The 26,565-nt window shown below is 37.7% G+C and carries 17 protein-coding genes and 1 other annotated feature; of the genes, 13 read left to right on the plus strand and 4 right to left on the minus strand.

The window, feature by feature from the left end:
* Positions 1 to 90: 90 nt before the first annotated feature.
* On the minus strand, positions 91 to 627 hold the full coding sequence (gene argS / locus ACIQYS_RS20085) for an arginine--tRNA ligase domain-containing protein (RefSeq protein ID WP_402984043.1): 537 nt from the start codon (positions 625 to 627) through the stop codon (positions 91 to 93).
* 41 nt (positions 628 to 668) lie between these two features.
* Positions 669 to 1,048: a binding site (T-box leader), on the minus strand.
* Positions 1,049 to 1,165: 117 nt separating this feature from the next.
* On the opposite strand from argS, the gene ACIQYS_RS20090 reads away from it, so the two are divergent.
* The 6 genes from ACIQYS_RS20090 (at position 1,166) to ACIQYS_RS20115 (ending at position 8,012) form a co-directional block, all read left to right on the plus strand.
* Positions 1,166 to 2,035 carry an MBL fold metallo-hydrolase gene (locus tag ACIQYS_RS20090; RefSeq protein WP_402984046.1) on the plus strand — a complete coding sequence of 290 codons (870 nt, stop codon included), beginning with the start codon at positions 1,166 to 1,168 and terminating at the stop codon, positions 2,033 to 2,035.
* 398 nt (positions 2,036 to 2,433) lie between these two features.
* The gene (locus ACIQYS_RS20095) at positions 2,434 to 4,047 is read left to right on the plus strand and encodes an ABC transporter substrate-binding protein (RefSeq protein WP_402984050.1); all 1,614 of its coding nucleotides are present in this window, start codon (positions 2,434 to 2,436) and stop codon (positions 4,045 to 4,047) included.
* 92 nt (positions 4,048 to 4,139) lie between these two features.
* Positions 4,140 to 5,084, plus strand: a complete 945-nt coding sequence (locus ACIQYS_RS20100; protein WP_402984053.1) for an ABC transporter permease — start codon at positions 4,140 to 4,142, stop codon at positions 5,082 to 5,084.
* Between the two features lie 31 nt (positions 5,085 to 5,115).
* Positions 5,116 to 5,964: an ABC transporter permease gene (locus ACIQYS_RS20105; RefSeq protein ID WP_402984056.1), complete on the plus strand. Its 849-nt coding sequence runs from the start codon at positions 5,116 to 5,118 to the stop codon at positions 5,962 to 5,964.
* 33 nt (positions 5,965 to 5,997) lie between these two features.
* Complete coding sequence (locus tag ACIQYS_RS20110) at positions 5,998 to 7,017, plus strand: ABC transporter ATP-binding protein (RefSeq protein ID WP_402984059.1); 1,020 nt, start codon at positions 5,998 to 6,000, stop codon at positions 7,015 to 7,017.
* On the plus strand, positions 7,017 to 8,012 hold the full coding sequence (locus ACIQYS_RS20115) for an ABC transporter ATP-binding protein (protein ID WP_402984061.1): 996 nt from the start codon (positions 7,017 to 7,019) through the stop codon (positions 8,010 to 8,012). Before ACIQYS_RS20110 ends, ACIQYS_RS20115 begins: the two co-directional genes overlap by 1 nt.
* Positions 8,013 to 8,780: 768 nt before the next feature.
* Here ACIQYS_RS20115 and ACIQYS_RS20120 read toward each other — a convergent pair.
* Positions 8,781 to 9,221, minus strand: coding sequence for a hypothetical protein (locus ACIQYS_RS20120; RefSeq protein ID WP_402984064.1), 441 nt, complete (start codon positions 9,219 to 9,221; stop codon positions 8,781 to 8,783).
* A gap of 320 nt (positions 9,222 to 9,541) precedes the next feature.
* On the opposite strand from ACIQYS_RS20120, the gene ACIQYS_RS20125 reads away from it, so the two are divergent.
* From ACIQYS_RS20125 to ACIQYS_RS20135, 3 genes are all read left to right on the plus strand, one after another.
* Complete coding sequence (locus ACIQYS_RS20125; protein WP_402984067.1) at positions 9,542 to 10,855, plus strand: GntP family permease; 1,314 nt, start codon at positions 9,542 to 9,544, stop codon at positions 10,853 to 10,855.
* Between the two features lie 94 nt (positions 10,856 to 10,949).
* The gene (locus ACIQYS_RS20130; protein ID WP_402984070.1) at positions 10,950 to 11,705 is read left to right on the plus strand and encodes an SDR family oxidoreductase; all 756 of its coding nucleotides are present in this window, start codon (positions 10,950 to 10,952) and stop codon (positions 11,703 to 11,705) included.
* A 354-nt stretch (positions 11,706 to 12,059) separates the two neighbouring features.
* Positions 12,060 to 12,971, plus strand: a complete 912-nt coding sequence (locus ACIQYS_RS20135; protein ID WP_402984114.1) for a LysR family transcriptional regulator — start codon at positions 12,060 to 12,062, stop codon at positions 12,969 to 12,971.
* A gap of 423 nt (positions 12,972 to 13,394) precedes the next feature.
* Here the strand turns inward: ACIQYS_RS20135 and ACIQYS_RS20140 are convergent, their stop codons facing one another.
* Positions 13,395 to 17,120: a DUF6359 domain-containing protein gene (locus tag ACIQYS_RS20140; protein ID WP_402984073.1), complete on the minus strand. Its 3,726-nt coding sequence runs from the start codon at positions 17,118 to 17,120 to the stop codon at positions 13,395 to 13,397.
* 312 nt (positions 17,121 to 17,432) lie between these two features.
* On the opposite strand from ACIQYS_RS20140, the gene ACIQYS_RS20145 reads away from it, so the two are divergent.
* The 3 genes from ACIQYS_RS20145 (at position 17,433) to ACIQYS_RS20155 (ending at position 22,041) form a co-directional block, all read left to right on the plus strand.
* Positions 17,433 to 18,827: a bifunctional metallophosphatase/5'-nucleotidase gene (locus ACIQYS_RS20145; RefSeq protein ID WP_402984076.1), complete on the plus strand. Its 1,395-nt coding sequence runs from the start codon at positions 17,433 to 17,435 to the stop codon at positions 18,825 to 18,827.
* A complete protein-coding gene (locus ACIQYS_RS20150) occupies positions 18,791 to 19,870 on the plus strand; it encodes a DmpA family aminopeptidase (protein ID WP_402984079.1) in 1,080 nt (359 codons plus the stop codon). The genes ACIQYS_RS20145 and ACIQYS_RS20150 overlap by 37 nt, the downstream gene beginning before the upstream one ends.
* A 113-nt stretch (positions 19,871 to 19,983) precedes the next feature.
* Entirely contained in the window at positions 19,984 to 22,041 is a 2,058-nt protein-coding gene (locus ACIQYS_RS20155) for a DUF4179 domain-containing protein (RefSeq protein ID WP_402984081.1), read from the plus strand.
* A gap of 55 nt (positions 22,042 to 22,096) precedes the next feature.
* Here ACIQYS_RS20155 and ACIQYS_RS20160 read toward each other — a convergent pair whose 3' ends face one another.
* Positions 22,097 to 24,238 carry a type IA DNA topoisomerase gene (locus tag ACIQYS_RS20160; protein ID WP_402984084.1) on the minus strand — a complete coding sequence of 714 codons (2,142 nt, stop codon included), beginning with the start codon at positions 24,236 to 24,238 and terminating at the stop codon, positions 22,097 to 22,099.
* A gap of 171 nt (positions 24,239 to 24,409) precedes the next feature.
* Here ACIQYS_RS20160 and ACIQYS_RS20165 point away from each other — a divergent pair, with 171 nt between their 5' ends.
* Positions 24,410 to 26,092: a MutS-related protein gene (locus ACIQYS_RS20165; protein WP_402984087.1), complete on the plus strand. Its 1,683-nt coding sequence runs from the start codon at positions 24,410 to 24,412 to the stop codon at positions 26,090 to 26,092.
* Positions 26,093 to 26,565 lie beyond the last annotated feature (473 nt).

Raw genomic sequence — 26,565 nt, forward strand, 5'->3', positions numbered from 1 at the left:
AGAAAAATTAGGCTACCTAACACCAAAAGAATTTGGAATTGCGGCAGCCTAAATAGGTGTTTTATATGTGTCTCATATCGCTAGGTCAGTTCATTCACGTACTTTCTTTTCATCCCCCCATAAACGATAAGCTACTAGTAACTTCCCAAATTGGGTGCCCCAATCCCCAAGATGATTGATCTTAACCGGTTGATAGCCGCTTTTTTCATGTAATAAAGCAATGGAATTTCCAATGACTGTAGATCTTAAATGCCCCATGGAAAATGGTTTTGCAATATTAGGAGAGGACATGTCAATCGAAACAACTCCACCAGCACCTATATGGGAAGTACCGTATTGTTTTCCTTGATTGAGAATCGTAGTCAAAATCGAATGGGCGAATGTCGTTCTTTTTATAAAAATATTTACATACCCATTTACTGCTTGGACTTTTTCAATGCTTTCATCCTGAATACTTGACGCAAGCCCCTGCGCAAGAAGGACAGGAGATTTTCTAAGCTTTTTAGCAAATGGAAAGCAAGGTAGTGCATAATCCCCTAAGTGAGCGTACATAGGGATTTCAATCATATTTTCATCGATTCTTTCAGTCGTAAAGCTATTAAGAATGTGTACAATTTCTTTTTTCATTTGAATTCCTCCTAAACAAAAAAGCCTTCGTCTCATTATATTAATGAGACGAAAGCTTAACTTCCGCGGTACCACTCAATTTGCCTATATCGGCCACTTTCTCCATAACGGTGAGTCTCCGGCTTTCTACAAGACAAGAGAGTATTGCTACTCGGTATCTGTCCAGACTTCAGCGCCTTGCTCCTGCGCACAGCTCGTCGCAGAAAAACATTGCCACTCGGGGTCAAATGTGAAATAGCTGCGGTGGCTGGAGAGCTGCCTCCTCGCTATTCCTCATTTGCCTGTCGGGGCAGATCAGGCGCTTCCACTTTTATAAAAAGCATCTCCAAAGTGCGGTTCACAACTCTTCTTAACTAGGCTTACACTATCCCTAGCTCGCTTCATAATCCGAAATTGTTACTCTCTTTATCTAAGATATTGTATTTGAATGTATCAAATGGAACAAGAAAAGTCAAACTGTTTTGAAAAGAGTCAGTTGGGTATAAATTCATTTAGTGGTGAAAAGCTAACTGTGATTATAAAAGGGAAGAGGGAGACTATGGATAATAGTATTTCATACGGTGATGATTATAAATTTATTCCGGCAACCTCGATAGCAAGCGGAATAGGAATGGAAGTTCTGCCTGATATATATTGTCATACGGTACAAATCGTCAATATTTGTTTAGTCGGAAATCCAGGGGCGAGTGAGTTTGTGTTAGTGGATGCTGGTATGCCTCACTCGGCTGATGAGATTATTTCAGTAATTGAGGAACGTTTTGGTGCAGGTAGTCGACCAAGCGCCATTATTTTAACACACGGTCATTTTGATCATGTAGGTGGAATTATTGAGTTAGTGAACAAGTGGAAAATTCCAGTTTATGCACATTCATTAGAATTTCCGTTCTTGACGGGAAAAGAAAGTTATCCTAAACCAGATTCAACGGTAGAAGGTGGTATGGTCGCTAAAATGTCTCCGATGTTTCCTACTGATCCAGTTAATTTAGGAAATAACGTAAAAGAATTACCTTCTGACGGGACAGTTCCTTATATGACCGGTTTTAAATGGTTTCACACACCTGGGCATTCACCAGGACATGTGTCTTTTTTCAGAGAAGAAGATGGAGTGTTAATAGTTGGTGATGCGTTTGTCACGGTGAAGCAAGAATACTTATATAAAGTGCTGACACAGGAGCAGGAAATTAGTGGACCACCGAGATATCTTACTACTGATTGGGTGGCAGCTAGAGAGTCGGTGAAAAAATTAGCAGATTTAAAACCGAAAGTTGCAGTAACAGGTCACGGATTACCAATGTCCGGTGATTTGTTAACTAGTAATTTACAATTCCTTGTGAAAGATTTTGACGAGATAGCGATGCCAGACTATGGGAAATATGTAGATAAACCAACCAGTAAAAAGTTACATTAAAAACGTTTAGTGGCTGTCTAATAAGTCTCTAAATTGAAGCTGGTGTAGAAAAACGAGTCCTTTTTCTACACCTATTTTTTTATGCTTTTATATTAAGCTATTTTGTAGGAAATTGATTGTAGTGGAAGAAGGCGATTTTAGCGGGAATAACATGAGCTGAAGGCTCAAAGCAAACCGAAAGCAGGCAAGTGAAGGTTATATTCTTTTCTTATGTGGAGAATATAGCAAAAAAGATGGCATAAAACAGAAAATTACGATTATTAATTTATCTATTGAATATTCTATTACTTTAGTGCATTATAATCTTATCGGTTTTGTAGGGATTAAATTATTTGAATTTAATAATTTAAGATAATTGAAGCTGCCAACGAAAAAAACATATTGTAAGGAGGATAAACATGCAATCTATTAAGAGAAATAAATTAATGATGGCATTAGTAGGTCTACTATTAATAATAGGATTAGCTGCTTGCTCTGGTAAAGAAGCTGATACAAGTAATACAGGAGACGAAGAACAAGATGCAGGAGAACCAGTTGTAAGTGAGACACTAAAGGTTGCCTATGCATCTGATCCAGATACATTAGACTGGAGTTATACAGGTGCATCCCCGACAAGGGATGTAGCATGGCATATTTTCGAGATGTTATTTGCACTAGATAATGATTTTGCTATCCAACCAATGTTAGCGGAGAGCTATGATGTGAATGAAGACAGAACTCTTTATACGATAAAAGTACGAGAAGGAGTTAAATTCCATGATGGTTCAGTTCTAACAGCAGCTGATGTCGTTGCTTCCATTGAACGTTGGGGAAAAGTATCTTCAGTCGGCAAAAACACAATTACTCATATTGAATCAGTTACTGCTACTTCAGAAAATGAAGTGCAAGTAAAGCTTTTGGAACCTTATAACTCTTTACTTGCAGATTTTGCTGCACCGAAATCAGCACTAATGATTATTCCGGCAAAAGTTGCGGAAGCGGCGGGCGAGCAACCTTTGAAACCTGAGCATTTAATCGGAACTGGCCCTTACTCATTTGATAAGTGGGACAGAGGTCAAGAAATCGTTGTGAAAAAATTCGCTGACTATTCAGCACGAGAAGAGGAAGACTGGGGCGGGTTAACAGGGAAGAAAACCGCTTATTTCAATGAAATTAAATTTATGATTGTAAAAGATCCACAAGTAATCCTTAACGGATTGAAAACTGGTTTGTATGATTATGGTCAATCTATTCCTACGGATCTAAATGAGGTTGTTGCAAGTACACCGAATATTGATCCTGTAACTTATATGAATGGTTACTCGACTATTACGCCAGACAAATCAGAAGCGCCTTTTAACGATATTAAAGTCCGCCAAGCTTTAAATCATGCTCTAGATAAAAAGGTTATTGCAGAAGCAACATATGGCTCCGACAAGTTTTATCAATTAGATGGAGCGCTTTTCGTTCCTGAACAAGTAGAACTATATTCGGATAAAGGATCAGATGACTTTTTGGCTTACGACAAAGAGTTAGCGAAGAAACTATTAGAAGAATCGAGCTATAACGGGGAAACGTTAAAAGTAGTGTATTCTAGCAACTCCGAAGAATACAATAAAATTGCGCAAGTTGCTAAACAGCAACTAGAAGAGGTTGGTTTCAAAGTAGAGCTTATTTCTTACGAATGGGCAACGTATCTTGAAAAATGGGGCGATCCTGCAAACTGGGATTTAGTCGTTATTGGATGGTCTACTCGTTTCTCTCCAAACGAATTAGGAATGCTTGTACCAGATACAGCAAGTAGTGGTTGGTATGAGAGTACAAGATGGTCTGACTTAATCGCTCAGTGGGGAGAGGCTGAAACGAAAGAACAACGAAAAGAAATCCTAACAGAAATGAATAAAACTGTGAATGATGAGCTTCCATTTATTAAAATTGCCAATCTGACTACCCTAGATATTAAAACAAATAAAATTAAAAACTACGAAAACTGGTTAGGTCAACGATTCTGGAATACTTGGAAAGCTGAATAATTTCGTATTAAGGATAAGCTTGTTGGGTACTATTTCTGACAAGCTTTCTTTATTTCTTTTACATAAAAAGTCGCTTGTGAGGTGAGAGTAAATTGCTACAATATACGATACGGAGATTGCTTTCATTAATCCCGGTAATGTTCATCGTGAGTGTTATTGTGTTTATGATTATTCATTTAACACCCGGAAATCCAGCATATCTAATTTTAGGGGAAGATGCTTCAGAAGATAGTATTAAGCAGTTGGAAGAACAATTAGGATTAGATCAACCTATTGTTATGCAATATGTTAACTGGCTTAAAGATATCGTGACAGGGGATTTCGGACAATCTGTCTATTCTTCCGAACCTGTATTAGATATTATTTTAGGACGTCTTGGTCCGACTTTCAGTATTACGATTGTATCTATAATCATGATATTAGTAATTTCGATTCCAATAGCTATAGCCGCGGTTTGGAAGCGAAATACATTAATAGATCCATTATTTATATCTATCTCTCTTCTAGGAGTTTCTATTCCTGAGTTTTGGTTTGCAATGCTACTAGTCCTTGGTTTTGCAGTTTCTATACCTTTGTTTCCTGTAGCAGGTTACATCCCAATGGCAGATGGGATATTTCAGTGGTTATATCATTTGATCTTGCCTTCATTTGTACTAGCGGCTGTTGAAATTGGATTAGTGGCAAGAATGCTTCGAGATGGCATGCTTGAATCGGTGAACCAGGATTATATTCGAACTGCTCGCGCAAAAGGCGTGAAAGAAGGTATCGTTTTGATGAAACATGTATTTTCCAATGCACTAATCCCTACCACGACGGTTATTGGAGCGATGGTTGCAGGCTTACTTGGTGGGACGGTAATCATTGAAACGATGTTCACGATACCTGGTATGGGACAATTGTTAGTCGATTCTATTTATAGACGGGATTATCCAATTATTCAAGGAGTCATCTTATTTATCGCAGTCGTATACGTGGTTGTTAACTTGTTAGTCGATCTACTTTATACGTTTTTGGATCCTAGAATTCGATATGACTAATGTCTGAAAAATTGGAAAGGGGGATTATAAAATGCTGAAGCGAAAAAGAAATTTATTGTCAGTTGGCATACTTCTTCTAATAACTGTCGCAACGATTACTGCTTCATTATGGAGTGAGACATCTCCTTCTTTTATCGATCCAACTCTACGATTGCTAAGTCCGTCGAGTGAACATTGGTTTGGTACGGATCACTTTGGTAGAGATATATTCATACGAGCTATATATGCCGCAAGAGTTTCGTTAATTGTCGGAGCGGTTGTTGCGGTAGTAGCAACATTTTTGGGAACTGTCACGGGACTAATTGCAGGATATTATAAAAAAGCAGATGCAATCGTTATGCGAATCGTCGATGGTATGTTAGCATTTCCGGCATTAATACTTGCATTGGCATTAGTTGCAGCCCTTGGAGGCTCGGTTGCGAATATTATTATTGCGTTAGGATTTGCGTTTTGGCCTGTTATGACAAGGATCGTTCGTGCAGCGGTACTTCAAGTGAAGAATGTTCAATATATTGAAGCTGCTAAAACTACAGGAGCAAGTGATTTTGTTATTATGACGAATTACATACTTCCAAATATTTTATCCCCAATAATAGTGCAGGGGACGTTTACTTTTGCGAGGGCAATACTAGCAGAAGCAGCGCTTAGTTTTTTAGGTATCGGAGTAAATCCGACTACTCCAACATGGGGCAATATGCTTCAAGAAGCACAAATCTATATTTCGATTGCTCCTTGGTTTTCTATTTTTCCTGGGCTTGGAATTGTCCTTACAGTTTTAGCGCTGAACATGCTCGGAGACGGAATAAGAGATGCGTTTGATCCACATACGAAAAAACAAATGAAAAAAAGAAAGAAAGTTAGCCAACAGAAATATGCGTAATCGTACTATACGTACTTGAGGAGTGGAGAAAGCATGCTTGAGGTGAAAAATTTGAAAGCTTATATAGATACACCAGCAGGTATTGTAAAAGCTGTCGATGATGTATCTTTCTCTTTAAACGCTGGGGAAACGATAGGGATTGTGGGTGAATCAGGGAGTGGGAAAAGTGTTTTAGCCCTTTCTTTGATGCAACTAAATCCTTCTCCTCCTACATTTTATCCACAAGGTGAAATTTTATTGGAAGGAAAGAATTTACTCCATTTAAAAGAGAAAGAGTTACGTAATTTAAGAGGGAATGACATTGCGATGATCTTTCAAGATCCAATGTCTAGTTTGAATCCAATTTTTAAAATAGGCACTCAGCTAATGGAAGCTATCCGAACACACCAGAATATTACTCGTGCTGAGGCGAAAAAGAATGCTATTGAATTGTTAAAGGATGTAGGAATTTCAGATCCGGAACGTCGCATGAATGACTATCCACATCAGCTTTCTGGTGGTATGAGACAGCGTGTAATGATTGCGATTGCATTAGCTGGCAAACCGAAGATTCTTATTGCAGACGAACCAACGACAGCTTTGGATGTGACGATTCAAGCCCAAATATTAGATTTAATGAAAGACATTCAAAAAAAATATGGTACTGCTATTATAATCATCACGCATGACTTAGGAGTAGTAGCCCAATTAGCAGACAAAATAGTAGTTATGTATTCTGGAAGAATTGTAGAAGAAGGAAGAACAGAGGATATCTTTTATCATACTGCGATGCCATATACATGGTCTTTATTACGTTCGATGCCAAGGATTGATACAAATTCACGCGAGCGCTTAATACCCATTCAAGGTCAACCTCCAAATCTAGTGTCACCACCTGAAGGGTGTAACTTTAATCCGAGATGTCCATTTGCTACCGCAGAATGTTTAAAGAAAGACCCAAGCTTAACAGAAAGAGGAGCGGGGCATTATGCGGCTTGTATTTTATCTAAAACAGCGTTTGAAGAAGGTAAGTTACAACTAGAGAATTTTGATACGAAAGGAGTTCATCTATAATGTCACAAGAATTGCTTCGGATTCAAGATTTAGAAATGCATTTCCCTATAAAAGAGGGAGTGCTTCAAAAAACAACTGGTTATGTAAAGGCAGTTAACGGAGTTAGCTTATCGGTCAATAAAGGAGAAACGCTAGGCATCGTCGGGGAATCGGGATGTGGAAAGAGTACTCTAGCAAAAACCATTTTAGGATTATTAAAACCTACCTCTGGGGATATTTTGTATGAAGGAGAAAGTATATTAAACTACAATCCAAAGCAAATGCATGAGCTTCGACGTAATATACAGATGGTATTTCAAGATCCTTTTTCTAGTTTAAACCCAAGAATGCAAGTAGGGGACATAATTGCTGCTCCTTTAAAGGCATATAAGACAACAAAAAATGTGAAACACCGTGTTCAAGAACTGATGGAACTCGTTGGTTTAAAACCAGAATATTATCATCGACTTCCACACGAATTTTCCGGTGGTCAAAGACAGCGAATCGGAATTGCTCGCGCAATTGCGCTAGAACCGAAATTGATCGTATGTGACGAGCCAGTTAGTGCACTCGATGTATCCGTTCAAGCTCAAGTGATAAACTTGTTGGAAGATTTACAAAAAGAGTTAGGTTTAACATATATATTTATTGCGCATGATTTATCAGTTATTAAACATATGGCAGATCGAGTTGGGGTTATGTATTTAGGGAAAGTAATGGAAATGTCGGATAATGAGTCGTTCTATCAAAATGCACAACATCCATATACGAATGCATTATTATCGGCAATCCCTTTACCAGATCCTCTGAAAGAAAAAGAGCGGGAACGTATCGTCTTAAAAGGAGATTTACCCTCTCCAGCAAACCCGCCTTCTGGTTGCGTATTTCATACAAGATGTCCAATTGCGCAAGATTATTGTAAGTCGAATATCCCGTTGCTAGAACCGAAAGATGATGAAAAACATACCGTGGCTTGTTTTTATCCAATTGAGCATACGGGACATATACAAAAATAAAAGACTCTATTTGAAAGGGATCACCTTTTCAAATAGAGTCTTTTTCGTGGCTAAGAAAATTATAAACTCTATGGCTTGTCGATCAGTATAGGGAAACTGCGTCGTAAGGTGACCGCTATGATTTTCGCAGCAGTCGGACGCTTTCCGCCGGGTAAGCGATGAGCCTTCACCGCCGCTACGCGTACGTTGTGAAGTCTCATTTTGCTCACTTATCCGGCAGGAGTCGCCGCCTGCAGCGAAAATCAATGGAAATTGCTTGCTTACTCCATATCAACTCGATAAAAACAGGGTTTTATACAGTTTATGGAATGTTTGTATCCAGTAAATGGCTTAAGGCAACTAATTGAAATTGAAAGCAACCAGTTCTACTCGGAAAGCAATCAAATCAGCACGAGAGCAACCAAATTGCTAGTGAAAGCAATCAATTCTTATGATAACAAGTTTACTTGGAGTAAGACGAAGATGAATACTAACTTTTGAGTAGTGGATTTGTTCAATTTATAGCAAATTGGCAATAAATTTTGATGGATTGGAGCGAAAGGGCGGCGACTCCTACGGGATGAGTGAGAAGATGAGACATCGCAGGCGAACGCGTTAGCGTCGGCGATGGCTTATCGCTCACCCCGTGGAAAGCGTCCGCCCTGCAGCGGAAATCCTAGTGGAAAATTTTACTACGACGCAGTTTCCTTATTATGTGCGACATCCCATTATTATTACTCATTTCCATTTGCCATATCGGGGTAGACATAGGCGCTTGCACTTTAGTTCTTAAACGAGTTGTATATTCACTATTTTCTTGGAAGAGTCATTGTCCGTATCGTTAAGTTCTTCAATAATCCAGTTAATAGATAAGAGTTGTTGCAAGGCGGCAAAGTTTTCTGTTTCGATTTCTAGATGATGGATACCCGTATCGGATATTTCATAATCTTGTTCAGCGATTTTATCGAATTTCATTTTTAACAGGTTTTTTAATCCATTCATCGTAAGAAATTTTACTGTATATCCATCTACTAACACAGATTTAAATCCACTTTTATCTTGCTCATATAATTTAATAAGTTCATTGAAATCAAACTTTGGTTTTATGTTCTCCCAACTACTAATATCCTTTTTCTCAAGTAAAGTAAGAATATCATCATTAGGTATATTGTTAGTGCGTAACGCTTCAATCATATATGCATCCATCATCGATATTTTATTATTCCCCATGTCTTAACCTCCATTATGATAGGTAAATTGTTTCTAACCTAATCATAACAAAATTCAAACTACTTTACTTGATTCCTGTAATTCGATTCAGAACTAGGTCTAAGGGCATGATTTGATGAGGTGCTTGATTTGTCTAAAAATTATGAGACCATATACCCCAACGTTTTGATGAAATTATAACAATTTGGTTATTGTATTAATAACTTTATAGTTATTTTGAATCAAAGATATAGTGTGCAATAATATGTTTAGACATAAAATGTTCACATAAATGATGAATTTATGACACAATATGATTTTTCAAAAGGAGAAAATACATCATGGGTACAGCTGGTATATTAATCGCGATTGCTTTAATCGTTATTCTTGCAATGAAGGGTTACAGTATCGTTTTCATAGCACCAATTGCAGCAATTGTTGTGATTGTGACGAATGGTATGGATTTCTTTCCTTCTTTAATAGGAAATGAAACTTCATTTATGACAGGCTTATCTGGTTTTTTAATCAATTTTTTTGCAGTGTTTTTATTAGGGGCAATTTTAGCCCAGTATATTGAGAAAAGTGGGGCAGCCCAATCCATTGCACAAAAAGTATTATCCATAACAGGAACGCAAAAACCTTTTTCTGTATTGGTTGCGATCTTAGTAATTAGTGCAATTTTAACATTCGGCGGAATTAGTTTGTTTGTCGTATTGTTTGTTGTCATTCCATTAGCGAAACCATTATTTAAAGAGTTGAATATTGCATGGAATTTAGTCGTTATTCCAATATTTATAGGTATTGGGACATTCACTATGACGATGATGCCAGGAACACCATCCATTCAAAACGTTGTCCCGATGAAATACCTAGGGACGACACTAATGGCTGCACCGTTGATGGGGTTTGTTGCATCCTTAGTCGCAATTATTGTGGGGATTGTATATATGAGATATGCGATGAAAAAAAGCATTGCAGCTGGTGATACATTTGCTCCTTACGAAGATGCAAAAGAAGACGCACTTGCTTTGAAAGAAAAAATTCCATCTTTCTTTTTAAGTATCTTACCAATTCTTGTACTAATCATCATTATTTTTACTGGTAGTGCAATGAAAGTCGATAATATCGTATTAATCGGGCTAGCAGCGGGTATTATTGTAGCGGCAATCTTGTTTCATCCGTTCATACCTTCACATAAAACAGCACTTAGTCTTGGGGCGAATGGTTCTATCACACCTATTTTCTTTACAGCGGCAACAGTTGCTTTTGGTGTGGTTATTACAATGGCACCGGGGTTTAAATTAATTTCAGATTTCATTTTGGGTATTCCAGGAAATCCATTAATTAGTTTAACAATTGCTTCAGCCTCACTTGGTGCAATGACAGGTTCATCATCAGGTGGGCTAGGAATAGCGATGGAAGCATTTGCACAGACTTATTTAGATATGGGAGTGAATCCTGAGGCGATGCACCGAATTTCGGCAATTGCATCGTCAGTATTGACTGGATTACCACATGCTGGAGCGATTTTATCACTGTTCGCATTGTCAGGGTTGAATCATAAAAATTCATTTAAGTATGCATTTATAAGTATGACAGCGCCAATATTTTTCGCACTAATCGTAGCTTTAATAATGGGTATTATATTCTATTAACAACATACACTGGGGAGAAAGTTTGGAGTCTCTCCCCAGTGTATAAAAATAAATGAAGCAATCAAATATAAAAATAGTTGGAGGGTACTAAATTATGAAGACAAATCGTACTGTATTAATCACAGGTGCTGCGCAAGGTATCGGTTATGCAATTGCACAAGAATTTATTGCAAATGGTGACTTCGTAGCAATCTTTGACTTGAATGAAGAGGCTGCTATCGCTTCTGCTGAAAAATTAGGAAACGCTAAAGGTTACAAAGTGAACGTAGCTGACGAGACTTCAGTTAAAACTGCTATCGACGCTGTAATCGCTGAGCGCGGTTCTATAGACGTAGTTGTTAACAACGCTGGTTTACAATTCATCTGCAAAACAGAAGATTTCCCAGTAGAAAAATGGGATCTATTAAACGATGTTATCTTAAAAGGTACATTCTTAATGACAAAACACTCATTAAAATCCATGCAAGCTCAAAACTATGGTCGTATCATCAACATCGTATCTGCTCACGGTCGTATTCCGGATGCTTACAAATCAGCTTACTGTGCTGCTAAAGCAGGACAAACTGGTTTCTCTAAAGTGGTAGCTTTAGAAAATGCTACAAACGGAATTACTGTTAACTGTATCGAACCAGGTCCAGTACGCACTGAATTAATTGAAAAACAAATTCCAATATTAGCTGAAAAAGACGGCACTACTGAAGAAGAAGCAGTAGCTCATCACATCTTAGGTAAACAATGGATTAAACGTTTACTTGAACCATCTGAAATCGGTAAAACTGCAGTGTTCTTAGCTTCAGAAGGTGCCGCTGCTATTACAGGCGAATCAATCCCTGTAACTGGTGGTATGTAATTTTTATAAGCATTTTCAAGATTGTCTCCTGTCGTAAGGAGGCAATTTTTTTGCTGTTATTTTTACAGGGATAGATTCCACCACGAGCATTCAAACTAATTTTTCATTCGTAACCAAAATAGGCAATTTTATTATTTAAAGAATGGAAAATGCATGAATCCAACGCATATTAGAGCCATCTGAAATTGCTGGAACAGCTCTATTCCTAGCTTCAGAAGATGCTGGTGCTATTACAAAGATGGGATATAACCCCGTTCTGAAGAATACTTGCTGTGTGCTTTTTCTGTTATATTTAATTAGAAATCGATAATAATGATAACGTTATAGGTAAAGGAGGGATTCTAGTTGAATCAAATGAAATACTTTTCGGCTCAATATTTAGATGCAATTCTCGAATACGGGAACATTTCACAAGCCGCAAAGGCACTTTTTATCTCACAGCCTTACTTAAGTAAATATATTAAAAACCTTGAGTCAGAACTCGGAGTGAAACTCTTGAATCGTCAAGTGACGCCCCTAACACTTACTTATGCTGGTGAACGGTATCTTTCCTATATGAAGGAAATTGATGAAAAGTATCTAAAGATGAAACATGAGTTTGAGGCTATTTCTCACTTTAAAAAGGGGAGAATTATTTTAGGGATAAATCCGATATTAGCTTCCTATACGCTTTATCAATTCTTGCCTAAATTTATCAAGACTTATCCTGGTTTGGAGATTGAACTAGTTGAAGAGTCTGCATCGGAAATGGAAACTTTACTTTTACAAAACAAAATTGACATTTGTTTAAATATGTTACCCATTACTAACCCTGAATTGGTTTATGAAGAATTATATGTAGAGAATCTTTATCTTTTAGTACCAAAAGGTCATCGTTTACATGATGCTAAATACAAAGAGCCGAAACATATTCCTTTTAATCCGAATTTATTAAATCATGAACGTTTCGTTTTATTAAAGCCTGGTCTTGGTTTACGTAGATTAACGGATCAAATTTTGGAGCATTATAGAATCGATCCAGAAATCGTTTTGGAGACGCAAAATATTGAGAACGCTTTCCGTTTATCCAATAGCGGGTTAGGTTTAACCATTATTCCTGAATGTGTGCTAGAACGAGATAATGTTGAAACAGAAGCGAATCTGTTCACTTTGGGAAATCCGATTTACCAAAATACGGTAGTTATCAGCTATGTGAAGGACGTACCATTATCACCTGCTGCATTTGCTTTTTTACAAATGACAAAGGAAAAATATAAGCGATATTAACATGAAACTCCAACTAGCCTAAAGCGTAGTCGGAGTTTTGTTCTTCTTTAGGAAATTATAAAATCTATGGCATGTGGATAACTTTCTACAAGTGATTCTTCGTCCAGACTCCAGCGCCTTGCTCCTGCGCACAGCTCGTCGCAGAAGAACGGTGCCCCTCGGGGTCAAATGTGAAAAAGCTGCTCCTGCGCAAAGCTTGTCGCAAACAAAATCGCTTGTGGTGGCTGGAGAGCTGCCTCCTGGGGCCGCATGATGCGAGTCATGTCTGCTTTGCCACAGGATGTGGCGCACTTTGCAGACCTACCCCATCCCCATTTGCCTGTCGGAGGCCTGCAGGATGCAGGTCATGCAGGCGTTGCGACACGATGTCGCGAACTTAGACTGTATTCCTCTAACATAGGCGCTTGCGCTTTTGTTAGTTTCTTATTTAATTTTCTTGAATTTCCACTTCTTTGATTTAGCATCGTAGTAAGCACTTTCAACGGTAGGTTTCTTACCTTCTGTAAAGATAATGAAGTCTTCTTTGAATCCTGTTGTTATTTGTTCCTGTTTAATATCAAAGAAAGCTATATCTTTCAACTTTAGATTGTCTTTTATTTTATCTTTGTTCTTTTCTTTCAATAGACCTGGTGGCACATGGTAATCCAAGTGAAGTGAAAATTCACCATGCATAGCAAGAATATTAAAGTTATTTGCAGGGATAGTGAATGTTCCGTTTATAAGTGTAATAACGACATCTTTGTTAGCCGAGTCGATTTTCTTTGTAGCTGCTTCTGTGAAACGAATATATACATTTCCAGCATCATGCAGTACAGAACCATCTACAGTAATAACCGCAGTAGTAGTATCTACCTCATCGGCTGTAATTACTGCTTCACCAGGGTTGGTAGATTGAACAGTGACATTAATCGTTACTGTATTATCTCCATATGTTGCAGTTATTGCTGTTTTTCCAGCTGCCTTTGCAGTAATAACTCCCTTTTCAACAGAAACGATTTTCGTATCAAAGCCACTATAAGTTGCTTCTGCTGTTACGTCTTTCGTTGAAATAGTACCGTCTTGTTTTGTCGCAGTTTCTGTTAATGTAATTTGCTCCGTTTGACCTGATTCTAATTCTAAAGATGTCTTATTAGCTTGTAGGGTGTACGTTTCTTTTTCGTGAAATTCTACTTGGATTAATACTGGATCGTGATCAGAAGCACGGCCGTGAATATCCATATAGTTCGCGTTAATATGAATCATATCTACAGCAGTTTTCTCTGCTAAGTTATTCGTTACTAAAATATGGTCTAAAACTTGGTTGTTTCCTTGATAGTAGTAAGAAAAACGTTCACCAGCTGGTACTTTTTCTACCATATTCATTAAAATGCCACCTTTTAAAGCAGCAAGAGTAGGGGTGAATTCGAAATCATTCATATCACCTGCTACGATTACTTTTAAATCTGGATCTTTTGCTTGTCCAGCTTTAATGAAATTATTAATCATCGTTGCTATCTCTATTCGCTGTGCTTCCGAGCCTAGGAATGGAGGCTGATGTTTTCCGAATAAAGGCTGATCTCCACCTTTAGAATTTAAATGCGCTCCGATCACGACCACTTTTTCCCCTTGGAAATCAAATTGAGCGGCAAGTGGTTTACGTGTGTTAGGTAGTGGAATGTCTAGAATACGACCTGGATTTAATGTTAAGTTGCCATTTTCAGCCCAAGCCACTTCATCAGTTGCACTGCCTTTTGTTCCTTCTACTAAAGTGACACGCTTAGGATTGTATAAGTATCCTACTCGAATATTTCCTCCTGCTTGTCCCCCATCTCGGTTATACTCAGGTGCGATGTCTGTCCATTTGTATTCTGGACCTCCCGCAGAAACGATTGCTTCGATTAAGCGTTCATAACTTGCGGATGCATCAGTACTTCCAGAAGCTATTGGTCCGTCATTATCTTGAACTTCTAATAATGTAATAATATCTGGTGATTTCATATTTTCCACGAATGATTTTGCTATTTTCGATACTTTTTCATCCGGTGTATTTTCTTTATTTGTCGAAAAGTTTTCCACATTGTAAGAAGCTACTGTCAGTTTATCTTCAGCTGGTTTAATAGCGGTGATAACATTAGGCTTTTCAACACGAGTAATTGGTGGAAGAGAAGATTCTTCTGTCCATAACTTGAAATTTCCAAAACCGTAGCCCATTACACCAACAATGTCTTCTGTATAATAGTCACCAGACTTTGCATCATACTTGTCATTATTAATAGCTACAATTATTCTTTCTGGATTGTAGTCATTAGCCGAAATATTAATCCCACCTAAAACGTTGAATGTTGTGTTGGTAGAATTGCTTGCTACAACAACGACCTCACCATAGTCTTGCGGACCAACCACTTTTGCATTTGGAACGGTGAGTCGCATTAACTCAACTGACTCCCAAAAATCGATTCCATCTTCTTGTGGATCAAATGAAGTTAATCCATCATTATCGATGATTTCAGTTGGTGGAAAAATATCTTCCCCAATTACTAATGGAGCTGGAAGTGCCGCTGTTCCAGTTTTTGTTGCAGTTGTCGCACGAATTCTTGTAATTGGTAAATCATTTGCTTTCATATCCGAATAGCCTTCGTAATACCATTCTTCTACAGTTCCTGCAACCGATACTAAATCTCCAACTTTAAGTCCGTTTGAAGCTTTATTAACCATGATTGCTTCTGAAGTAGTATTGTCATCATCAGGATGAATGTCTTGAATGACAAAGTTTGCTGAGTTATATAAGTGAGTCACGACACCTGTGATGTTTTGTACGTTTGCACCTTCGTAAGGAGAGAAGTGTCCGTTTCTTTGAATGTCGCGAATGACAAGGTCATCTGACTTTAATACATTGTACGTAAAAGTGAAAACATCAGAAGTAGTTTCACTTGCAGCAATCGCTTTAATTGTCGTACTTTTTGTTAGTTTAATAGGAGCTGTATATTGTGTACTTTCCAAAGTAGGTGTCGACCCATCTAAAGTGTAATAGATAGCTGCACCTTCAATTGGTGATATTAATGAAATTTCTGTTCCTTCAGAAACAGTCCCTGGGAGAACATCTGTGTAAATTGCTGGTTTATTGACTTGGTCAAAGCTTTCTAAACCGAGTGTTTTCACTTGATAGGTTGTATCAAATTTTGAAGCGATACCAGATACATGAACTAAATCGCCATTCTTATACTGTTTCATGAATATGTCGTAATCTAATCCGTTTCTGTTATCGTTTCGAATAATAACAGATTCTCCATTTTCGTGTGTTGCAGTGAATTCAAATGTTCCAAAGTCATTCGATTTTATTAAATTAGAGATTGTGATGTTATTTAACTGAATGCGTTCGGCTTGCGTCTCTTCATTTACTCCAGTTGGTGTGATTTCTTGAGCTACTGGAAGGGTATTTCCTGAAGAGATTTTAGTAATTTTTGTTGGTTGGATTTGAAGTTCGCCACTATATGGACTTACTTTTCCTTCGAGTTCTACAAGGTCACCAGGATTTACATCCGCTGAAGTAGCGTAAGCGTAGATTCCTGCTGTTTCATCTTGGATGTAGAAACCTTTACCACCCCAGAATCCAGTACCTGTTGTTACTGTTCCTTGCACTTTTACTACTTTATTTATATCGGTTATAGCGCGAGCTGTTGAAATATTTGCTAGTTCTCCCACTTCAGGAGGTGTAGGCATTTCACCATTAGAAATAATCGTGTGTGCACTTGCACTTCTCAATCCTGGAACACTGAAATAAGCAGATAGTGAGCCAGTGACTGTAACTTCACCTTTAAATAAATTAGGGTTGTCCACTAAATTCAACCCAGCACGTACAGCACCAGTTGGTAATTGAACTGGCATTATTTTCGATGCATCCTTTTCATCCGGTGAGTCAGCTAGCCCCACATTGGTTGCTACTGTAAAAGGTGCTTCTTGATCGTAAGTAGAACCTGAACTTGCAGTACCAACAATGAACCCTTTTACGGTTGCCGTTCCTGAGTTGTTCTTAATAGCTTCCGCAACAGAAATTGGCTCAGCTGCTTGCACATTTGGGACAGTAATAAAGGGTAAAAATAATGATAGTACTAATAAGAAAGATAATGCAACCTTACTAAAACTGTTATTCCACCAACTTTTCTTCGACATTTCATCTACTCCTTGATATATATTTTGTAGTGCCCGTAGATTATAGCAAAAGAAACTTCCCTTTTTATTAAGTTATTGTAAAATTATTAATATTGATGTAAAAACAGGAAAGAAGTAATTAAAGATAAGACTTTTACTATGAAAAAGTAATTATCGTTAAGTGAATACAAAGTTTTAGGTTAGTTGTAAAGTATTTCTAAAATACTGGATATATAATGAAGAAAAATAAATCTCTGCACATTTTTGCTTCCTATTTTAATAGAATTATCGGAAAATGAAAGAATAAACAAAAAACTATTTTTGGAGGAAACTATGAAATTAAAAATTCTACATACGAATGACGTGCATAGCAATTTCGACAATTTTGCTAAAGTAGCAACACTAATTAAACAACATAAAGATGAAGATACAATTGTGTTGGAAGCGGGAGATTTTGCTGATTTTAAAAGTATTGAATTGCAGGGCACAAGAGGAAAAGCAGCGATCGAGTTACTAGAGAATATAGGCTATGATGCGCTAACTATTGGAAATAATGAAATGTTTAATGGAGTAGATACACTTGAGCATATGGCGAGTAGTAGTTCCATTCCTTTTATTAGTAATAATTTATTTAAAAAAGATATGTCACAGATTAATGGCGTAAACAAGAGTGTCATTCTTGAGAAAAATGGTCTTCGTATCCTAATTACTGGCTCTTCTCCTAATATGGGGGTATTCAATGAGGGGCTTGGTATATACATGACCGATTATAAAGAAGCGATATTAGAAGAAATAAAAAGAAATGCTGGGAACTATGATATTTGCATCCTTTTAAGTCATGTCGGGACATTTGCAGATGAACCACTTGCGATAGAGATCCCGGAAATCGACATTATTATTTCTGCTCATGATCATAAACTTTTTGCCGAAGCCAAAGTGATAAATAATACGATTATGAATAGTGCTGGAAATTATGGCGAGCATTTAGGAATTCTTGAGCTTGAAATTATGGATGGAGAAGTGAAGCTAATACATTCAGCGACTGTTTCCTCAGTAGATGCAGATAGAGATGAACAAGTTTTATCTCTATTGAAAACAAATAAAGAAAAAGCGATTGAAGTATTGAGTGAACCGCTTTATAAGATTACCCAACCACTCTGGCATGATGTGATAGAAGAAAATCCGATGACGAATCTAATAGCAGAAGGCTTGAAGGATATGTTGCAATGTGATATTGGGCTCATTAATAGTGGCATTTGTAATGCAGGGATTTTTCATGAAATGACAAGGAAGAAGCTCATTGAAGTCTGTCCGTCCCCATTAAATCCAACCTCTTTTGAAATTCAAGGAAAGTATATAAAGGAGGCGTTGGAACAATCTTTGGATGCGCAAGTTTGCTTAGCGGATGGAAGAGGACCAGGGTTCAGAGGAAGGTTTGCCGGTAGACTGCACATAGCTGGAGCAGAAATAGTACATGATGGAAAAAAGGTAAATGCCATTTATGTGAACGATATCCTTCTAGATGAGGAAGCCTGGTATACAGTGGCTAGCTCGGATTTTTTACAACGGGGTTCTATATATGAAAGTCTTGCAAACAATCGAAATGAAAAATATCTTGCTGAAGAAATCAAGGATGTCATTCAATTATATGCATATAAAGTGGAATTTATCGAGAAAGCATATACTAATAGATGGAAAGAGACAGCAAAATCGGAGGTACTATTTTGATACAAAGGGTGCCGAAAAAAATCAGACAAAGAGGTATCATAATTGGGCGTCTACCTGCTGGTGAAAAAAATTGTATTACCGATGTGGTAGATGTTCGAGTAGGGCATGTAACTCTGGATCATTCTTTAGGAGAAGGTGAATATGCTTGCACAGGAGTGACAGCTATTTTGCCACATGGAGGAAATTTATTTCAACAAAAAGTAGTTGGGGCAAGCTATGTACTGAATGGATTTGGTAAAACGACAGGTCTTGTACAAGTGGATGAATTAGGATTGATAGAATCGCCCATTATGCTGACGAATACATTTGCTGTTCCAGCAGTTACGCAAGGTGCGCTAGAGTTTATGTTAGAAAGTAATCCTGAAATTGGAGATACTACTGGAACTATTAACTTAGTTGTCGGAGAGTGCAATGATAGCAGGTTAAACTCCATTCGCAAATTGCCAATCGAGCCAAAGCATGCGATAGAATGCATTCAAAAGGCTTCGACGGACGTTGCTGCTGAAGGTGCAGTAGGTGCTGGTAAGGGGATGATTTGTTTTGGATACAAAGGTGGTATTGGATCTTCTTCCCGTGTTGTTGGGGATTTTACAATCGGTTGTTTAGTTCTTAGTAATTTTGGAAGAAAAGAAGAATTCCAAAGTGAGCATTATAGTGTGGAGGAACAGAGTGCTGTTCCAACTTATCCAAAACCAGCTGATGGTTCTATTATGATTGTGTTGGCAACAGATGCCCCGCTTAGCAGCAGACAATTAAAAAGAGTGGCGAAGAGATGTGGAATCGGTCTTGGTAGAACCGGTAGTCATTTTAGTAACGGCAGCGGGGATGTAGTTATTGCATTCTCTACTTCTAATAAAATCCTACACTTTAAGGAGGATAGTCTGGAAACTAGGGTTCTGCTGAGGGATGATCATCCGATCATGAATGATCTTTTTCAAGGAGCGACTGAAGTGACAGAAGAAGCGATATTAAATTCATTGTCTCAAGCGGTAACTACCGAAGGGAGAATGGGGAATATTGCATATGCTTATCCGTTTGAGTGAGTGTGCGGTTATAAATATGTTTATCCGGTATAAGAAGATGGCAAGTAAGAAAAGGCTGCTCTTGGGCAGCCTTTAACAGAAATGACACGTAGACAAAAGGGGGGAACACTTGGATGATTCCAGCAAAAATAGATCCCATTTCTACCGCTACAATAAAAGAAAAAGGCGTGGAATTTATCGTCGATTGGTTAAATCAGCATCAACAATCGTTCTATATACTTGGCTCCTGCTATCTCAGTAATCAGCAACAAATGGAAGAGCTTTTTTACCGGTCCATATTAAAAATACAAAAGGAATTGCCTCGTTTAAAAAATAGTACACCATTCGAAACGTGGGTTACATCCATATTCATACATAATTGCCGAGAGCTTTCTCGTGATAGAAGTTTGCAAGTTTCGGAGGAAAGTGAACCACGACAGGGTGTATTTAAAGCAATTGAACAATTGGAACAGGACGAGAAAGAAGCGTTGATTCTTACATATGTACAAGGATTTTCTCTAGAAGAAGGGGCACATCTTCTCCAAGTTTCAGCGAAAAAGATGAAAGAGTTATTGTTTTCCGGAATCCAGTCACTTAGAAATAAAGTATGGTCCAGATCAACCTTTCATGGCTGTTTGGAATATCAAAAGGGTTACCTCGATTACTTAGATCAAACGATGGAACGGTCGAAAAAGATTGATTTAGAAGTACATATCTATCAATGCCAAAAATGTCAGGAGGATCTAGCTACCTTTCAGGATGTCATATCGACTATGTTAAATCTTACAGACCGAACGGAAGATTTGTATATACCAACTCGTTTCATGGAGAATGTTAAAGAAAAGCTAAAAGAATACGAGAAGCACAGACAACAGAAGAATAAGAAACATAAAAGAATAGGACTTATTTTTGCAAGTGTATTCGTATTATTAATAGGTACAGGTTTCTTTACAGGGGCTTTTTCCAACCTTTACTATTCATGGACAGAAGAAGATCCGCAATTGCGTACCTTTCTACAACGGGGCTTTGGTCAGAGGCTGAACCTAGAAGCGGAAAGTGATGGGGTGAAAATTACGATTAAGAGCGTAATTGCTGATGATGTTCAGACGCTTCTTTTTTATGAAATTGAAGATACAGTTGAAGACAATCAATATATGATAATTAATGATAGTAGAGGGGTTTTTGTGTGGAATGAGAATGAAATCATGAGCAATACAATATTTCCAACATATTATCCTCCTGATCTAGAATCGGATCTAAATAAAAAAGAAAAGAACGTATTTCGAGGGAAGTTGAGTCTGTTCCCACTTAAAACGGATAACGGTACAATCGAACTTCAAATTACAAATCTTAAGAATCGTGATTCTACTGCGCAGCAAGACTTTTGGGGTTACAGCATTGAAGATAAAACAGGGGTGTGGAATTTTGAGATACCTGTAACAAAACTGCCTTCCACCGAATATGCATTAGATAAAGAAGTCGAAATAGAGGGAATTCCGATTCGATTTGAAAAATTAATCATTGCCCCAACAGTGACGATTATTCAATTTGGTATTAATCGCGAACAGCCTGAGAAGCGGATAGAATTTCTTGATTTTAACAATCTAGAAGTGAATAATAAAAAAGTGAAAGCTGATATGTATGGTACCTCTTTTGTGGATTCGCAGCAAGACATGAATTGGAGTACTTTACAAGCAAACTTTGATTCTCTTTTTGGAATTAAACCAAAAGAGGTTAACGTTCAATTTAAATCTGTTCAGTTATCGTTTGAAGACAAAAAAACTATTGAATTGGATGTTACTCCAGAACATCCTCAAACTTTTGAATATGCAGGAAGTACAATCTCCATAGACAAACAGGAAGATGGACAGTCTACCAATTTTGTTATAAGCAATCATGAAGTGGAGAATCGCGCATATGAGGGACTCCAATTCGATTTTGTAAATGAGGATGGAGAGGTACCTAGTGCAACTGAGATGAATGGAGAAGCAATCATTGTTGATAAAAACGGGGTAGAATACGATATGTATCAAACCCCTTTCCCATTTGAAGAAATCGAACAGCCCCGTTATTTCAATACGCTACAAAGCGCTCGGTTCCAAGGCGAAAGTACGATTCCGAGAAAATTGATAATTTATGGATATAATTCAACGAAATATTTAGATGACGTTGTGAAGATTTCTTTGGAATAACAGGTGAAAAAAGAGGATGCCCCTTATATTTGGTAGGGAAATCCTCTTCTTCTATTTATTCTTTTGCAAAATCTAGCTTCACTTTACCTTCTACAAAAGAAAGGCTCGCATTAAATGTTTGGCCATTTTCTGCGACGAATCCTTTTATGATATTTGTTTTGCCTTTTGTACAGAGTAGTTTAATCTGACTTGGCGTAATCTTTTTCTTTAAAAAGAATCCATTAAATGTTTGTGTACATCCGGTTTTGTAATTCGTACAACCATAAAAATTCTTTCTTGCGACGATGGAACCTTCTTTACATTTAGGACACGGTGCAATTGGTTCTTGTTTATATCTAGAACTAGATGCTTTAGAAGGAGCAAGTTTTATATCAATATTTTTTGTTTTTAATTGATTCGGAACTTCTTGTAATAAGCTGTGAATGAATTTCGCGATGCTGCCAAGAAATCGTTCCTGTGAACCTTCGCCATTGCCGATTTTTCGTAAATACGTTTCCCATTTCGCGGTCATCGATGGGCTAGCAAGTAGATTTCCTTCAATCGCTTGGCAAAGAACACGTCCTTTATCGGTAATCGAGACGATATTTTTTGTGACATTAATATAGCCATGTCGTTTAATCGTTTCTATAATTCCGCTTCGCGTTGCTTCGGTTCCAAGGCCCTCTACTTCTTTTAATATTTCTGTCTCATCTTTATTGTCCACAAGCTTTCCACAAGTCTTCATCATAGCGATGAGTTGACCTTCTGTATAAGGTTTCGGAGGCTGTGTTTTTCCTTCTTTTATATCAATATTACTTTCTACTATCTCCTGCTCACGTAGAGGAGGTAGGGTTGGTTCCTCTTTTTCTATTTCTTTAGAAGAACGTACAAACAATGCTTTCCAACCTTTATCACGTTCGGTTTTACCAGTCGTAAAGAAAGGTAATCCATTTACATCCGTCGTCACTTTTGTTTCGGTATATAAATAATCGGAATGAAACATAGCGAGTGTAGTACGGATGATTTCTTCGTATAAATTTCTTTCAATACTAGACAATCCTGCAAGTTTCGCTTGTGTAGGCAGCTTTTTCGTTGGAATGATCGCATAATGCTCCTGGACCTTCGAACTATCGACGTAACGCTTTTTAGGTGCAAGTGAAGTGACAGGGAAGGTGTGTCCGATGAGCTGTTGATAATCTGCTACTTGTGCTGCAAGATAGGAAAATTCACTTGGTGTAATATAACGTGAATCTGTACGAGGATACGTAACAAGCTTCTTTTCATAAAGCCCTTGCATCGTTTTTAATACATCTGCCGGACTCGTTTTCCATAGTCTATTTGCAGTCGCTTGTAGTGTCGATAGCGAATGGAGCTGCGGTGGCGGCATCCGTTTATCCATTTTTTCTACAGCAGTAATAATGCCGGGAGAGTTTGGTTGGATATTATGCTTTGCAAGAAGCGCTTGAATAATTTCTCTTTTCGGTTCCTTTGCTTTTGCTTTCCCTTTATAAGTGCCGTGTTCTGCTGTAAATTTTGCTTCGATTTCAAAAAATGGCTCTGAAACAAAGTGTTCAATTTCCATTTGTCGTTGATATATTAAATAAATGGTAGGTGATTGCACACGCCCAATCGGAAAAACTTCTCGAATTCCTTGCGATTGCAATAAAAGAGAATAGAGCCTTGAACCATTCATCCCGACGAGCCAATCGCTAATTTGACGAGCTTTCGCTTCCTCGTATAGCAGTAAATCTTTGCGGTTATCTTGTAAATTCGCAAACCCTTTGCGCACTTCTTCTACTTCAAGCGAATTTATCCACAAACGTTTAATCGTTTGTCCTCTTGCACCGGTTTGGTTGTATATACTGTAGAAGATATTCGATCCTTCGCGGTCCACATCACATGCGTTAATAACAGTATCCGTCGCTTTCATCAGCTTTTTCACAATAGTGAACTGTTTGTACTTTCCTTTGGCAATCTGAAATTCATAACGAACTGGTAAAATTGGCAAACTAGTAAGTGACCATTTATCCCATTTCGGATCATATGCTTTTGGCTCTTTCAATTCAACTAAGTGACCGATCCCCCAAGTTATATAAGCGCCCTCGGGGAAAATCGGACAAGGGTTAATTTCCAAGAAGCCATCATGCCGTTTAACAGAAAATGCATCAGCATATGCCTTTGCTTGGGACGGTTTTTCAGCTAAAATAACCGGTTTCATAGGAACACCTCTTTTCTTCAATCAAAAACATTTGTTCCTTTATTATTGCATATTTGTGGAATGTTTTCTAATCTGATAGTTAAATAATTCGTAACACAGGTACGTCGGTTATCTAAATTGAAACTTTCTAAAAAGTGAATACGTATAAAGAAATAGGAAGAAGGTGTTGTTATGGAGAATCCAGTTATATTAATTGCCATAGTTGCAATACTTATCATTGCGTATCATTTTTTAACAAGAAATAAGAAGAGATTAAAACAGTTACGACAAGAGTGGGAAAAGGGGACGTATTTTGCTTTAAGTGAGGATGTTAGATCCGTTTCCTCGTACTGGAAGAACAAGAAAGAATCCGCAGAATTTTATGCAGGTGTTGATCAGCTGACGTGGGACGACTTAGCTATGAAGCAAGTATTTGAAAAGCTTAATTACACAAAGTCCAGTGTAGGTTCGGAATATTTATTCAATCAATTGCGTGATATTGAACCGAGAATTGCAGGTATTAACGAAAAAGAAGAACTTTATATATTGCTTGCGAATGATAATAAGCTAAGAGAAAAAGTGCTTCTTATTTTATCAAATCTTGGAAAACGTAATTTTGCAAATACATCCTCCTATTTTTATAAATTCAACGACCATAAAATTAAACATGTGTATATGTACGTCATTCTTTCTTGTTTACCGATTTTGTCGATTATGCTTATGTTCTCTAGTTTGAAGTATGGAATAGTCAGTCTTTTTAGTTCGTTTATAATAAATTTAGTGATCTATTACAGGAATAAAAAAATATTAGAAAATGATTTGCACTCAATTACATATGTAGCTGCTATTGTGAACACGGGAAAAAGTTTAGCTTCTATTCACCATCCCCGATTCACCATATATACGGATATTTTTAAAGGCGAGGGAAAAGGAATAAGAAAAACTTCTTTTTGGGGTAAAGTATTGTCGATTGGTAGTAGCAGTGGTGGCGAGTTTGACGTCTTGTTCGAATACTTTCGGATTATATTTTTACTAGATTTTATTGCTTATAATCAAATTGTTAAAACGATTGTCACTCATAAGAAAGCGTACAAGCAATTATGGGAGTCGATTGGAGAACTTGACGCGGCGATTGCAGTCGCATATTATCGGAGATCACTTGCATTTTACACGACACCTAAGTTTGTGGACAAAGAAGAGCTTATATTTGAAGACTTGGCACATCCACTTCTTGCTGACCCAGTCACGAATTCCTCAACACTTGGTAAAACTGTGCTAATTACAGGATCTAATGCTTCAGGAAAATCGACTTTCATAAAAGCTGTCGCCATTAATGCTATTTTGGCACAAACTATTAACACTGTATTGGCTAAAAATTGGACGATGAAACCAAGTTATATCGTCACATCTATGGCAATTAAGGACAGCGTATTGGATGGGGACAGTTATTTTATTGCAGAAATTAAGTCCCTAAAAAGAATAATCAAGCTTAGTAAAGAAAAGCAACCGATAATTTCATTTATTGATGAGATCTTAAAAGGGACGAATACGATCGAAAGAATTTCAGCATCAGCCGCAATCATGGAGTGGTTATCTGTAAACAAAGGTATGACTATTATTGCTTCGCATGATATTGAGCTTACTGAAATCGCAGGGGAAGTGTATACGAACTATCATTTCAGAGAAACGATTGACAATGATAAAGTGTTATTTGATTATAAAATCCATCCAGGACCTTCAGTAACTAGGAATGCCATTAAGCTATTGGAAATTCTTGATTACCCAGAAAGTGTAACTACCCAGGCGAATGAATTGGCACAGCATTTCACTGAAAAACGTGAATGGAAAGGAGTCAATGGTGGGCTAAAAGATTAATAATAGACTTGTAAATTCATCAGTTTTCGATCAGGAATTTGAAAATAATAGAGAGTAATGAATGGCTGAACGCAATATAAAGATATTACGTCTTAATTATAAGATCTTCGGGCTTGTCGTGTTGAGCGGTCTTTTTGTCGCATTCGCAGTGGATTTTATCTCGTTCAACCATATACTGTAACATTTGAAACTGATTTGCTAGCAATTTTCGTGGATTGGAGCATAAGGGCTGCGACTCCGGCGGAGGCCAACAGGATGTTGGTCACGAAGGCGTTGCCACACGATGTGGCGCTCTTAGCCTTTGTTCCTACTTGAGACAGATGAGCAATCACAACGTAAGCGTAGTCTCGGTGATGGCTCATCGCTCACCCTGCGGAAAGCGTCCGCCCTGCAGCGGAAATCCTAGCGGTAACTTCCTTACGAAAAATGGGGGGAAGGTAACAAACGCAAAAAAGGAACAGGCTCATTTTTTG

The organism is Psychrobacillus sp. NPDC096426 (genome assembly GCF_044762745.1).
Taxonomy (GTDB): Bacteria; Bacillota; Bacilli; order Bacillales_A; family Planococcaceae; genus Psychrobacillus.